The organism is Rothia sp. HMSC069C04 (assembly GCF_001812895.1).
GTDB lineage: Bacteria > Actinomycetota > Actinomycetes > Actinomycetales > Micrococcaceae > Rothia.
Genome location: NZ_KV810742.1, coordinates 107,112 through 120,896, shown reverse-complemented (window position 1 = coordinate 120,896; position 13,785 = coordinate 107,112). Strand labels below are relative to the sequence as shown.

The 13,785-nt window shown below is 62.6% G+C and carries 9 protein-coding genes; 7 read left to right on the top strand and 2 right to left on the bottom strand.

The window, feature by feature from the left end; genetic code table 11:
- Positions 1 to 23: 23 nt before the first annotated feature.
- The 7 genes from HMPREF2879_RS05635 to gatB all read left to right on the top strand — a co-directional run bounded on the left by HMPREF2879_RS05635 (position 24) and on the right by gatB (position 9,621).
- Positions 24 to 1,175 (top strand): adenylate/guanylate cyclase domain-containing protein, encoded by a 1,152-nt coding sequence (locus HMPREF2879_RS05635; protein ID WP_049345199.1) that lies wholly within the window; start codon positions 24 to 26, stop codon positions 1,173 to 1,175.
- Positions 1,172 to 2,065 carry a PP2C family protein-serine/threonine phosphatase gene (locus HMPREF2879_RS05630; protein WP_012903977.1) on the top strand — a complete coding sequence of 298 codons (894 nt, stop codon included), beginning with the start codon at positions 1,172 to 1,174 and terminating at the stop codon, positions 2,063 to 2,065. The genes HMPREF2879_RS05635 and HMPREF2879_RS05630 overlap by 4 nt, the downstream gene beginning before the upstream one ends.
- A gap of 226 nt (positions 2,066 to 2,291) precedes the next feature.
- The gene (gene ligA, locus HMPREF2879_RS05625) at positions 2,292 to 4,535 is read left to right on the top strand and encodes an NAD-dependent DNA ligase LigA (RefSeq protein ID WP_070634999.1); all 2,244 of its coding nucleotides are present in this window, start codon (positions 2,292 to 2,294) and stop codon (positions 4,533 to 4,535) included.
- A 696-nt stretch (positions 4,536 to 5,231) separates the two neighbouring features.
- A complete protein-coding gene (locus HMPREF2879_RS05620; RefSeq protein WP_070634998.1) occupies positions 5,232 to 5,984 on the top strand; it encodes a transglycosylase family protein in 753 nt (250 codons plus the stop codon).
- Between the two features lie 215 nt (positions 5,985 to 6,199).
- The gene (gene gatC / locus HMPREF2879_RS05615; protein ID WP_005507016.1) at positions 6,200 to 6,496 is read left to right on the top strand and encodes an Asp-tRNA(Asn)/Glu-tRNA(Gln) amidotransferase subunit GatC; all 297 of its coding nucleotides are present in this window, start codon (positions 6,200 to 6,202) and stop codon (positions 6,494 to 6,496) included.
- 15 nt (positions 6,497 to 6,511) lie between these two features.
- The gene (gene gatA, locus HMPREF2879_RS05610) at positions 6,512 to 8,116 is read left to right on the top strand and encodes an Asp-tRNA(Asn)/Glu-tRNA(Gln) amidotransferase subunit GatA (RefSeq protein ID WP_070634997.1); all 1,605 of its coding nucleotides are present in this window, start codon (positions 6,512 to 6,514) and stop codon (positions 8,114 to 8,116) included.
- On the top strand, positions 8,116 to 9,621 hold the full coding sequence (gatB, locus tag HMPREF2879_RS05605; RefSeq protein ID WP_049341656.1) for an Asp-tRNA(Asn)/Glu-tRNA(Gln) amidotransferase subunit GatB: 1,506 nt from the start codon (positions 8,116 to 8,118) through the stop codon (positions 9,619 to 9,621). Before gatA ends, gatB begins: the two co-directional genes overlap by 1 nt.
- Before the next feature lie 473 nt (positions 9,622 to 10,094).
- Here the strand turns inward: gatB and HMPREF2879_RS05600 are convergent, their stop codons facing one another.
- A complete protein-coding gene (locus HMPREF2879_RS05600) occupies positions 10,095 to 12,272 on the bottom strand; it encodes a S9 family peptidase (RefSeq protein WP_070634996.1) in 2,178 nt (725 codons plus the stop codon).
- A gap of 240 nt (positions 12,273 to 12,512) precedes the next feature.
- On the bottom strand, positions 12,513 to 13,733 hold the full coding sequence (rsgA, locus tag HMPREF2879_RS05595) for a ribosome small subunit-dependent GTPase A (RefSeq protein ID WP_070634995.1): 1,221 nt from the start codon (positions 13,731 to 13,733) through the stop codon (positions 12,513 to 12,515).
- Positions 13,734 to 13,785 lie beyond the last annotated feature (52 nt).

Genomic DNA, 13,785 nt, shown 5'->3' with positions numbered 1-13,785 from the left:
ATATGAAAGGAGCGGCAGCGGCAATGAGCACGGCAGACCACCATGAACCTGCGCACTCTCCGCAGGGTACCGGCGCCACCATGGGCCCCGAAACCCAAATGCTGAACCTCAAAATTCTGCAGAACCTCGCCCAGAACAATATCTACCGCGACGAGGAATCCAAGGCGGGAATCCGAGCCCTCGAAAAGTCGCTCCTGGGACAGGGGCGCCGCTACACCCCCGTAGAAGCCGCAGAATGCGCCGGACTTCCCCTCGAAACCGCCCAGCGTATCTGGCACAATATAGGCTTCCCGACAATTGCCAACCACTCGCCCTACTTCACTGAAACAGACGTGCAGATGCTCGCCGACCTGCAGAAGTTGGACGCAGACGGCGACATTCGCATGGAATATGTGGCATCCCTCGTGCGCGCTGAAGGTCAACTGACCGACCGTACCGTCGCCTGGCAGATTGAGGCGCTCGTGCACAACATCATGGTCACCGAAAACCTCAGCGATAATGATGCCCGCCGCAAGCTCCTCAAAGACTTCCCACGCTACCTTGAGGTTCTCGAGCGTCTGGCGCTCTACGCATACCGTCGCCAGATGTACGCCGGAATCCTGCGCCTGGGATTGCGCGAAAACAACGTGACCACCTCCGGCCTCTCCCGCCTGCCCTTGGTGCGTGGTGTAGGATTCGTGGATCTGGTCTCGTACACCTCCCTGGTACGTAACCTAGACGCGGCGGCTCTTTCTCAGCTCATCAACCACTTTGAGCAGAGTTGCCTGGACGTTATTGCGCCCCTGGGCGGTCGCATTATTAAGACTCTCGGTGACGAAGTCTTCTTCCTCACCGAAACCCCGGACACTATCGCAGAAATTAGCCTGCAGCTCTCCGAAAAGATCGGCGCCGACCCGCAGCTACCGGAAGCCCGCGTCGCCTTCATTTGGGGCGAGGTTCTGGCTAACCGCGGCGACGTGTACGGCTCCAGCGTGAACCTGGCTGCGCGCCTGGTCTCCCTCGCTGAACCGGGTACCGTGCTGACCGATAATGAGACAGCAAACACGCTCCGACAGGTGGGAAATCGCTATACTCTCACCTCTCAAGGGACGCGAAACGTTAGAAGCTTTGGTAACGTAGACCCCGTGGCGGTGACTCGTCGCGCGAACTACACAATGGAGATAGACCTCTCATGACTGAACTGAAACTACGTACCGGTGGTGCAACGCACCGCGGCGCACATCGAGAAAATAACGAAGATTCGATGGTCGTCGCCGGTTCCCTTTGCGTGGTCGCGGACGGCATGGGAGGCCACGAAGCCGGCGAAGTAGCATCGCGTCTGTGCGTGCGTCAGCTTGCCTACTCGCCCTTCTTCACCATGCCCGGTGGCCGTAGCGAAGAGGAGCAGCAGGCCTACGCTGAACGCCTCGCCGCCATTGACGAATCCGACCCCGCCAAGCGCCGTCGCCGCGCAAACACCCTGCTTAACAATGAAATCGTGGGCACCCTGAACCGCCTGCACGATATCCTTGGCGAAACCAACGAAGAAATTAAGCAGGCGCTCTCCCGCGCCGGCGGCACGACCGTCACCGGCGCCTGGCTGACCAGCATCGGTGACCGTAACCTGTGGGTTATTTTCAACGTGGGTGACTCCCGAACCTACCGCCTGCTGCGTGAGGACGAGGGTATTCACCACTCCGCCATGGAGAAGCTGCCCGGCGCTGAAGGGGCCGCCTCGCTGGAGCAGGTCACCACTGACCACTCCGAGGTGCAGTACCTGGTTGACGAGGGTCAGATTACCGCCCTGGAGGCGCTGACCCACCCGCGCCGCAACGTGATTACCCGCGCGCTGGGTACCGGCAACTACTGGGAACCGGACTTCTGGGTTCTGCCCGCCCGCGCCGGTGACCGCCTGATGCTCTGCTCCGATGGTCTTTCCGGTGAGCTTTCGCACGAATACATGGCACGCGTACTCACCTCGATCCGCCACCCGCAGGACGCCGCTGACGTGCTCCAGCACGAGGCGTTGCGATCGGGCGGCCGCGACAACATTACCGTGATTGTTGCTGACGCTGTCGAGGCCTAAACTCGAAGCCTAAACTTCATACCTTATGATTCACCCCCCGCTCTCTTCGGGTACTCGTGCGAGTGCCTGTAGGAGGCGGGGGTGAACTGTATCCGCGCACAGAAACTAAGGAAGCGCGATCCGGGAAGTAGCTACAGTGTTCTTACGCCAGTGTTTACGCTGGCGGAACCCGAGCAATATGACGAGCGATAGGGGAGAGGCGGAGCAAAAACGCTAGACTGGACGGGTGACTGAGAACAACACCCCCCAGCAGACTGCCCCCGCCGAGACTCGAGCAGAGAGCCCCGCAGAAAACGCCGCAGAAAACACTGCGGAGATTACCGAGGCCCTGCGCGCCGAGTACGCGGAACTGACCGATAAGATTCGTGCCGCCCGCCGCGCCTACTACAACGAGGACGCGCCCTTCCTCTCTGACGCCGAGTACGATGCGCTCTACCGCCGCCTCGAAATCATCGAGGCGGAGCACCCGCACCTAATCGCGAACGACTCGCCCACCCAGGAAGTCGGCGGCGAAGCCATCGAAGCTTTCGCGCCCGTCACCCACCTGCAGCGCATGTACTCCCTCGAGGACGTCTTCTCCTTCGAGGAGCTATGCACCTGGTTGACCAAGACCGAAGAGAACACCCGGAACCTCACCGGTAGCGCACCGCAGTGGCTGACCGAGCTGAAGATTGACGGCCTGGCGGTGAATCTGCTCTACCGCAACGGTACCCTCGTACGCGCGGCAACCCGCGGCGACGGCACCACCGGTGAAGACGTCACCCACAACGTGCGCACCATTGCGAGCATCCCGCAGCAGCTGACCGGCGAGAACCACCCCGAGGAGATTGAAATCCGCGGCGAAGTGTTCATCTCTTCCGCTGATTTTGAGAAGCTCAACGAGTCCATGATTGCCGCAGGTAAGAACCCCTTTGCGAACCCGCGTAACGCCGCGGCAGGCTCGCTGCGCCAGAAGGATGCGGCGATTACCGCCTCGCGCCCGCTGAGCATGTACGTGCACGGCATCGGTTCGCGCACCGGCCTGGACATTGCCACTCAGTACGAGACTTACGACCTGCTCGCCTCCTGGGGTCTGCCCGTGAGCCCCTACAGCGAAATCGCCGATAACACCGAGGCGGTGTTCGACTTCATTAATAAGTACGGCGAGCAGCGCCACTCCCTGGTGCACGAAATCGACGGCATCGTCATTAAGGTCAACGACTTCGCGACCCAGGCTCAGCTGGGCTACACCTCCCGTGTGCCGCGCTGGGCGGTGGCGTACAAGTACCCGCCCGAAGAGGTGCACACCAAGCTGCTGGACATCCGCGTGGACGTGGGACGCACCGGCCGCGTGACCCCCTACGGCGTCATGGAGCCCGTGTTCGTCTCCGGCTCGACCGTCGAACGCGCCACCCTGCACAACCAGGACGTGGTCAAAGCTAAGGGCGTGCTCATCGGTGACACCGTGGTGCTGCGCAAGGCAGGCGACGTGATCCCCGAGATTGTTGCCCCCGTGGTTGCCCTCCGTGACGGCACCGAACGAGAGTTCGTCATGCCTAGCGAATGCCCCTCCTGCGGCTCGCCCCTTGCCCCCGGCAAGGAAGGTGACGTGGACCTGCGCTGCACGAACCCGCGCTCCTGCCCGGCGCAGCTGACCGAGCGCGTGTACTATGCGGCAAGCCGCGGCGCCTTCGACATTGAGGCGCTCGGCTTCGAAGCAGCAAAGGCACTCACCAGCCCCGCAACCCCAGATACTCCTCCGCTAACGAGCGAGGCGCACCTGTTCAGCCTCAACATTGAGGACCTGCGCGAGGTCACCATCGAGCGTGAGAAGAAGGTCAAGGGCGTGGGCACCGGAAAGATGGAGCGCGTGCCCTACTTCTACACCAAGCCGACCAAGGCACGCCCCGAGCCGAAGCCCACGAAGAATACGCTGAACCTCTTCGCCGAGCTGGAGAAGGCAAAACAGCAGCCGCTGTGGCGCGTGCTGGTTGCCCTCTCGATTCGCCACGTGGGTCCGACCGCTGCCCGCGCGCTCGCCGCGGAGTTCGGTTCGATGCAGGCGATCCGCGAGGCTAACCGTGAACGCCTTGCCGCTGTGGACGGTGTGGGCACCACGATTGCCGACTCTATTATTGAGTGGTTCGCTGAGGACTGGCACGCCGAGGTGGTGGACTCCTGGGCTGCCGCCGGTGTGCGCATGGAAGATACTCGTGACGAGTCCGTGGCGCGCACCCTGGAGGGCTTGACCGTGGTCGTGACCGGCACGCTGAACGGTTACACCCGTGACGGTGCGAAGGAAGCCATTATTGCTCGCGGCGGTAAGGCATCCGGTTCTGTATCTAAGAGGACCCACTTTGTGGTTGCTGGCGCGAACGCCGGCTCGAAGCTGGATAAGGCTCAGCAGCTGGGCCTGAAGGTACTGGATGAGGAGGGCTTCACCGCCCTGCTCGAGGGTGGTCCGGAGGCTGTTGAGGCTACCGCCGAGTAGACCCGGTAGTGGGGGCACCTGAATCTGACCCCTGCAATATATAGAGCATTCAGGCTCTGGAGTGCGTGCTTCAGGGTCTGAATGCCAATTTCTGGCATTTATAATTACCACAGCTTTTAAGGCGGAAGCGCCTTAAAACACTCCCAAAGCGAAGAAATATTTAAAAAATATTTACACGCTGTTCAAAACCCTTAAAGGTGGCGCCCATCAACCCCGAATTGGAAAACTCAGCAGGGGAGCGCATCCGAGTTAAACCCCTAGAAAACCCCGAAATTCCGGGGAAAAACCCTTAAGGCGCGCGGGGCTCAAGGTCTTAAATAATGTTTCCTGCACTTTTAACCTGGAAGAACCCTGGGAGAACCCGGGACGTTCGCTGTGAACTTGAAATCGGGTTGGAATCATAAAAAACCTCGGCTATCTTTGAGACCAGATGGATTCTTGCAAGAGAATCACCTGTGTGGTTTCAAGCTTGGAATGCTTGAAACGATGCCCGGTTCTACCGCACGTCCCCATCGAGGAAGTGCCACCCGGATTCCGCACATAAGTGCAGAATCGCTCACGGTGACATGAAATCGGTGGAGAGCCGCTCACATGGTAGAGCCAGAATATGAGTAACCTACTTCGTTATCAAAGGGTGAGCGGCGGCGCGCTAGAGTTCCGGGGACGGAACGAGCGGGGACGGCCCCAAGGAGCATTATGAAGAACACTTCCATTCGTCGTACCGCAGCAGCTCTCGCCATCGGTGGCGCTGTAGCAGCTACCATGTCGATGCCCGCTGCAAACGCAGTAGACGGTGCTACCTGGGACGCACTGGCACAGTGCGAGTCCGGTGGCAACTGGTCCATCAACACCGGTAACGGCTTCTACGGCGGTCTGCAGTTCACCCAGCAGTCCTGGAACGGCGTCGGCATGTCCGGCTCCCCCGCGACCGCTTCCCGTGCACAGCAGATCGAGGCTGGCGAGCGTCTGCTCGCTATCCAGGGCTGGGGCGCATGGCCCGCATGCTCCGCTAAGCTTGGCCTCTACGGCAAGACCGGCGCAGCTCCCACCTACACTGAGCCCACCACCACCGTGGCTGCACAGTCGCAGACCCAGCAGACCTACACCGCTCCCGCGGCACAGGTTGCACCCGCAGCTCCTGCAGCTCAGGCTGCACCCGCAGCAGTTGAGGCACCCGCAGCAGCTCCCGCTGCACCGGTAGCACCCGCTGCACCCGCAGTTGAGGCTCCCGCAGCTCCCGCAGCAGCACCGGCAGTTGAGGCTCCCGTAGCAGCAGCTCCCAAGGCTGCAGCAGGCACCTACACCGTGGTTCCCGGTGACTCCCTCTCGCTGATTGCTGCAAAGCTCGGCGTTGCAGGCGGCTACCAGGCAATCGCAGCTGCGAACACCGACATCATCTACAACGTTGACCTGATCTTCCCCGGCCAGGTTCTGACCATCCCCGCCTAAGGATTAACCCTCAAGCGTAACGTGGACACGTTGTAGCCCAACGCCCCGCACCTCACACGAGGAGCGGGGCGTTGAGCATTTAACCCGAAAACAGGGGAGAAGAACACCGCCTGAACACGCAAACCAGCAGGTAAACCCTCCAACCCCCAATGAGACGGAAAACGCAACCTCCACTACACTAGAGAAGAGACAAGAAAACAAACTACGGGAGAACCATGTCTGCCATCACCTTTGAACAGGTAAAGCACCTGGCATCGCTGGCACTCATTGAGATGACCGATGAAGAACTCACCGCGATGGCGTCTGAGCTGGACGTCATCGTCGCATCCGTTGAGACCATGTCGCAGAAAGCAACTGCCGACATCCCCGCGACCAGCCACCCCATCCCCCTCGAGAACGTCTTCCGTGAAGACGTACCCGTCACCACCCTCACCCAGGAAGAGGCGCTCTCCGGCGCCCCCGACGCACAGGACGGCAAGTTCCGCGTGCCGGCAATCCTCGACGAAGACTAAGAGGAGAACAACCAAGTGAACGAACTGATCCAGCTCACCGCCGCAGAAGCAGCAGAAAAGCTCGCATCCGGCGAAATCACCTCCGTCGAGCTCACCCAGGCACACCTGGACCGCATCGCAGCCACCGACGGCGCACCCCTGAGCGACAACCGAGCAGACGGCAAGAACGGTCTCAACGCCTTCCTGCACATCAACGCCGAAGAAGCACTCGCCACCGCAGCAGCAGTGGACGCAGACCGCGCAGCAGGCAAGGAACTGCCCCCGCTCGCAGGCGTACCCATCGCCGTCAAGGACCTCATCGTCACCAAGGGCCAGCCCACCACCGCAGCATCGCGCATGCTCGAAGGCTGGATGAGCCCCTACGACGGTACCGTCACCCGCAAGGTCCGCGAAGCACGCATGCCCATCCTCGGCAAGACCAACCTCGACGAATTCGCAATGGGCTCCTCCAACGAGCACTCCGCATTCGGCGTAGTACGCAACCCCTGGGCACTCGACCGCGCACCCGGCGGCTCCGGCGGCGGCTCCGCAGCAGCCGTCACCGCCTTCCAGGCACCCCTGGCGCTCGGCACCGACACCGGTGGCTCCATCCGCCAGCCCGCAGCACTGACCGGTAGCGTCGGCGTCAAGCCCACCTACGGCTCCGTCTCCCGTTACGGCGTCATCGCCATGGCGTCCTCCCTCGACCAGGTAGGCCCCGTCGCCCGCACCGTCCTGGACACCGCACTGCTCCACGAAGCAATCGCAGGCCACGACCCGCTCGACGCAACCTCCCTGCCCGATGAGCCCGGCAACTTCGTTGAAGAAGCCAAGGCAGGCGCAGAAGCCGCACGCAAGGGCGACCTGTCCGGCCTGCGCATCGGCGTCATCAAGGAACTCGGTGGCGGCAACGGCGAAGGCTTCGAAGCAGGCGTCCTCGCACGCTTCCGCGAATCCGTCGAAGAGCTGCGTGCCGCAGGCGCAGAGATCATCGAGGTCTCCCTGCCCTCCGTCACCGAAGCCATCAGCGCCTACTACATGATCATGTCCTCCGAGGTGTCCTCCAACCTGGCACGCTACGACGGCGTCCGCTACGGCCTGCGCGTCGTACCCGAAGACGGCCCCGTCACCATCGAACGCGTCATGTCCGCAACCCGCTCCGCAGGTTTCGGCCACGAGGTCAAGCGCCGCATCATCCTCGGCACCTACGCACTGTCCGCAGGTAACTTCGACGCCTACTACGGCGCCGCACTGCGCGTACGCACCCTCATCCAGCGCGACTACGCGGCAGCATTCGAAAAGTGCGACGTGCTCATCTCCCCGACCGCGCCCTCCACCGCGTTCAAGCTCGGCGAGAAGACCGAAGGCGACCCCATGGCAATGTACCTGGGCGACGTCGCAACCGTGCCCGTCAACCTGGCAGGCGTCCCGGCGCTCTCCCTGCCCGGCGGCCTCTCCGAAGAGAACAACCTGCCCGTCGGCATCCAGTTCACCGCACCCGCACGCGAAGACGCACGCCTCTACCGCGTCGGCGCAGCACTGGAAGAACTGCTCACCGCAAAATGGGGCGCACCGCTCTACAAGAGCCTGCCCGACACCGAAACTCTGATCCGCGACTTTGACTTTGGGGGAACCAAGTAATGAGTGAAGAAGTCCTCAGCTTCGAAGAAGCCATCGAAAAGTACGACCCGGTCCTCGGCTTCGAGGTGCACGTCGAACTGAACACCAAGACCAAGATGTTCGACTCCGCACCCAACGAGTTCGGCGACGAACCCAACACCAACGTCACCCCCGTATCGCTTGGCCTGCCCGGCGCGCTGCCCATGGTGAACAAGACCGCTGTTGAGTCCGCCATCAAGCTCGGCCTGGCACTGGGCTGCGAGATTGCAGACAAGTCCTACTTCGCCCGCAAGAACTACTTCTACCCGGACTCCCCGAAGAACTTCCAGACCTCCCAGGCTGGCGGCCCCATCGCGGAAAACGGCTCCCTGGACGTTGAGCTCGAAGACGGCACCATCTTCACCGTCGAAATTGAGCGCGCCCACATGGAAGAAGACGCAGGCAAGCTCACCCACGTCGGTGGCGCAGACGGCCGAATCCAGGGTGCAACCTCCTCCCTGGTCGACTACAACCGCGCAGGCGTGCCCCTGATCGAAATCGTCACCCGACCCATCGTCGGTGCTGGCGAACGCGCACCCGAACTGGCACGCGCCTACGTTGCCGCAATCCGCGACATCGTACGCTCCCTCGGCATCTCCGACGCCCGCATGGAACGCGGTAACGTCCGCTGCGACGCCAACGTCTCCCTCATGCCCAAGGGCGCAGAGAAGTTCGGCACCCGCTCCGAAACCAAGAACGTGAACTCCCTCCGTTCCGTCGAGCGAGCCGTCCGCTACGAGATTCGCCGCCACGCAGCGATCCTCGAACGCGGCGAAAAGGTCACCCAGGAGACCCGCCACTGGCACGAAGATACCCGGGAAACCTCCTCGGGTCGCCCCAAGTCCGACGCTGACGACTACCGCTACTTCCCCGAACCGGACCTCGTACCGGTCGTCACCAACAGCGAGTGGATTGAGCGTCTGCGCGCCGAACTGCCCGAACCCCCGGCAGAGCGCCGCCGCCGCCTCAAGGGTGAGTGGGGCTACTCCGACGAAGAGTTCCGCGACGTCGTCAACGCCGGCGCACTCGACGTCATCGAAGAGACCGTCGCCGCAGGCGCAACCGCAGCAGCAGCCCGCAAGTGGTGGATGGGCGAGATTGCCCGCCGCGCAAAGCAGGCTGAAGTTGAGCTCACCGCCCTCGGCGTGGAGCCCGCAACCGTGGTCGCCCTCGAAGCGCTCATCTCCGAAGGCAAGATCAACGACAAGATTGCCCGCCAGGTGCTCGAGTTTGTCCTCGCCGGTGAAGGCACCCCCGCCGAAATCGTTGAGGCACGCGGCCTCGCCGTAGTCTCCGACGACGGCGCGCTCACCGCAGCCGTTCAGGAAGCACTGGCAGCAATGCCCGACGTTGCAGACAAGATCCGTGCCGGTAAGGTTCAGGCTGCTGGCGCTATCGTCGGTCAGGTCATGAAGGCTACCCGCGGTCAGGCTGATGCCGCCCGCGTGCGTGAGCTGATTCTGGCTGAGTGCGGCGTGGAAGGCTAAGCTTTTCTGCTGACCCGGCTCTAACGAAAGAGGCGCTGTCTCCCGAGGTGGGAGGCGGCGCCTCTTTTGTGCTCTCTTGTTCTGCACGAGATGCGCGGTTCCGCGCGGAAAGCGGCTATCGTCCTCGTTCCTACAGGGCGGGTGGGTACGCTATACCCTTCCTCCGCTCCTGCAGGGGAACCCACCCTCTCGGGCGCTCCGCCCTTCCTTGCTTCGCTGCGGAGAGCACCCGAGAGGGTACCCTGATGTCGCTTCCGGAGGGTATAGCTACCCCGCTCCGGCTAGGTTTGGCACGTCGCGTGGAGGGGCGGTGTCGTCCGTAGTGACATCAGGGTGCCCGAAGCGAAGCGAGGGCGGGTGCCCCTGTAGGAACGAGGATGAGCGCCGCCCCTCCAGTAACGCAACGTACCATAACGAGAAATGCTCCTTCCATATCTTCAAGATATAGAAGGAGCATTCTCTATTGCTGGGTGTTACTCAGTAACGCCGAGGTTGCTCATCAGGAACGCGTAATCCCACGCGATCTCACGCCAACGTGTATACCGGCCGGAACCACCACCGTGACCGCCCGACATGTCAATCTTCAGCAGCGGTACCGGCGACGACGGGTCAATCTGCTCACGCAGCGCCGCAACCCACTTCGCAGGCTCCACGTAGAGCACACGGGTGTCGTGCAGGCTCGTCACCGCAGCAATCGCCGGGTAGCGGACCGGGCGGATGTTCTCGTACGGGGTGTACGACTTCATGTAGGCGTACACTTCCGGGTCCTCAATCGGGTTGCCCCACTCTTCCCACTCCATCGCCGACAGCGGCAGCTCCGGGTCGAGGATGGTGGTCAGCGCATCCACGAACGGTACGGCAGCCAGGCAGGCGGCGTACTTTTCGGGGGCGAGGTTCAGCACGGCGCCCATGAGCAGGCCGCCGGCGCTACCGCCGTAGCAGCCGATACGCGCCTCATCAGCCCACGGCTTAGCCGCAATGTAGCTGGTGACGTCCACGAAGTCGGTGAAGGTGTTCTTCTTCGCGAGCTTCTTGCCGTTCTGGTACCAGGAGCGGCCCAGCTCGCCGCCGCCGCGAATATGCGCAATGACGTAGATGACGCTGCGGTCCAGGATCGACAGCATCGGGATGGAGAACATCGGGTCCATGGATGACTCGTACGAGCCGTAACCGTACTGGATGACCGGGTGCGGCTTGCTCATGTCCAGGTCGGCGCGGTGAATCACCGAGATCGGGATGAGCGTGCCGTCCTCCGCCGGTGCCCAGTCGCGGTAGGCACGATAGTCCTCACGGTTGTAGCCGCCGAGTACCGGGGTTTCACGGCGCAGCAGCAGGGTCTGCGACATGGGGAAGTAGTCGTAGACGCGGCGCGGCGTCAGGTACGAGGTGTAGGCGATGCGCAGCACGGGGGAGTAGTTCTCCGCACGCAGCACGGAGGCGGTGTACAGTTCCTCGTCGAAGCCGGCAGGTTCCATGAAGGTCACGCCGGCGGGGCGGCGGCGGCGCCACTGGATGGGCAGCTGCTCACGCGGTGCGAGGAAGATGCGGGTGGTGGTGTCCGCGCGGGCGGTGACGACCAGGTGCGTTGCGGTGAAGGTGAAGCCCTCCAAGCGCACGTGTTCGCTGTGGCGGATGACGGGTACCCAACGCTGCGCGTACTCTTCGAGGCTTTCACCTTCGCGCGGCATGTCGGCAAGCACCAGCTCGGAGTTCAGCGCATTGTAGTCGTGCTGAATCAGCAGGTGCTGCTCGCCGGCAATGTTGAGCGGCTCGGCATAGTATTCGATGCCCGCGCTCTTGGGGATGAGCAGGGTCGGCTCGCCCTTGGGTTCGCGGGTGGGGATGAGGCGCACTTCCGTGTACTCGGAGTTGGAGCTGGTGATGACTACGGAGGAACGGTCGGAGCTCATGGCGGCGCCGAGCCACATGGTGTTGTCCGGTTCCTCGTAGATCAGGTGGTCTTCGGTGCCCTGCCCGACGTCGTGCACGTAGACACGCCAGGGGCGCCACGACTCGTCGGGCACGAGGTAGATGAGCTGTTCGGCGTGGTTGATGAAGAAGGAGCCCGCCGCAATGTTGGGGATGGTGTCTTCGAGGAAGGAGCCGGTTTCCATGTTGAGGAAGCGCTGCTCGTAGCGTTCGTCGCCCTTCTCGTCCACGGAGATGCTCAGCAGCTTGCCGTTACGTGCAGGCTGGAAGCTGCCGAGGGAGAAGAACTCCATGTCCTTGGCGTATTCGTTGCAGTCGAGGATGACGACCTCACCCTCGAGCACCTCGCCGGGGGTGACGGTCGGCGGGGTGTAGCGCACCACCTCGTCGCCTTCGTGCAGGGCGGGGTAGCGGTAGAAGACGGGGTACTGGCCGCCGGGTACCATACGGCTGTAGTACCACCAGTCACCGATACGGTTCGGGACGGTCAGATCCGACAGCAGGGTGCGGTTCTTAATCTCGTTGAAGATGGACTCGCGGAGGGGCTGCTGGTCTGCGGTGACAGCTTCGGTGTATTCGGCTTCTGCTTTGAGGTAGTTGAGGACCTCTTCGCTTTCCTTGTCGCGGAGCCATTCGTAGTGGTCGATGAAGACGTCGCCGTGATGTTCGCGGCGGTGCTCGACCTTCTTCGGTACGGGCGGGGTGAGGTTCTGTTCAGCCATGCTGCCACCTCTTTCAATGAGTTATGGGTTTGTGAATGGTGTGTGCCGTCTGCGCCCGCGCTCCTACGCCGCCGCGATGGCGGTGAGGGTGCGCGGGGGTCTGCGGGCACGCCTAGTTCTAGTGTATCGAAGAGTGAGGCAGGCTACTATATTGCCGCCTGCGCGGGGTTGCCCGGCTCAGCCTGTGGAAGCCCCGCTGAAGTCTCACCGAAGCCTCGCCGCAACGTGCGCGTCCGGCGGCTAGTTGGCGCGTCCCTTAATGGACATGAGGGTGCGGCGGCCCGCCTTGTTTGCCTTCGTGAAGGCGCGGTTACTCTGCCGGTACTCGCGCTCCTGGGAGCGCAGGCGCAGGCGCGCGGATTCCGCCATCATCCTGCGGTAGCGTTCGAAACGTTCGGGGTCGAGGGAGCCGTCGGCGAGCGCCTGCTGCACCGCGCATCCGGGTTCGGAGCCGTGGGAGCAGTCGCTGTACCGGCAGGAGGAGGCGTAGCTGGAGACGTCCTCGAAGGTCTCATCAATGGCGGCGCTATCGCTCGTTGCGGCTAGGGCTCGTACGCCCGGAGTGTCGATCAGCACCGTGCCAGATGATGATTTTGCGTTGGTCGAGTCTCCTTCGCTTGAGCCTTCCGCACCGGGTAAAACAAGCATCTGGCGGCTGGTGGTGGTGTGGCGCCCCTTGCCGTCAGCATCGCGGACCGTGGAGGTGACCTGCACCTGATATTCTTGGCTATCCTCGCGGGGGTCAACTCCGGGGTTGAGCAGAGCGTTGACGAGGGTAGATTTGCCTGCGCCGCTACGGCCCAGGAATGCGGCGGTGCGTCCGGCGACAAGCTCCGCGACCGGGGCAGGGTCGTAGCCGTTGTCCGTGCAGACGGCGAGTACCGCATCCACACCACCTGCGAGGGAGTCCCTGTAGTTGGTGAGCTGTTCAGCCGTTACTAGGTCACCCTTGGTGAGAATCAGTGCGACCTGCACCCCGGAAGCGTGCGCCAGGGCGGTGTAGCGTTCAATTCGCCCAATGGACGGCTCGGGGAAGCAGGGCTCAACGATGCAGAGCATATCCACGTTGGCGGCGACAGGCTGATCCGCGGATTCTCGGGTGGCGCTGGGGCGGGTGAGGTAGCTTCGCCGGGGCAGTATCGCGAGGAATTTATGCTCCGCCGGATGGGCTGCACCGCCAGTTCCGGGGATGGGTTGGGTGAGTACCCAGTCGCCGACGACGGGGTACTCTTCTTCGCCGTAGTCGTTCTCAACCGGACGCAGCGGAGCGGAAAGCTTAATGAGCTCACCCCGCTCGCAGGTCAGTAGCTCGCAGCGGGTGCGGTGCACGGCGCTGACACGGGCGAGGGTAAAGTTTTCGAGGGTACCGCCGAGGGTGAACGCGGCGCGGATTGCTGAACCCTGCCAGGAGGGGTCGAACCCTAGGGTCTCTAAGGTGTATGAAGCGGGAGCAATGGTCACAGGAATAGTCTTTCTTAGTTGCGGCGCCCGGCTGGGTACGGCGCCCGGTCGG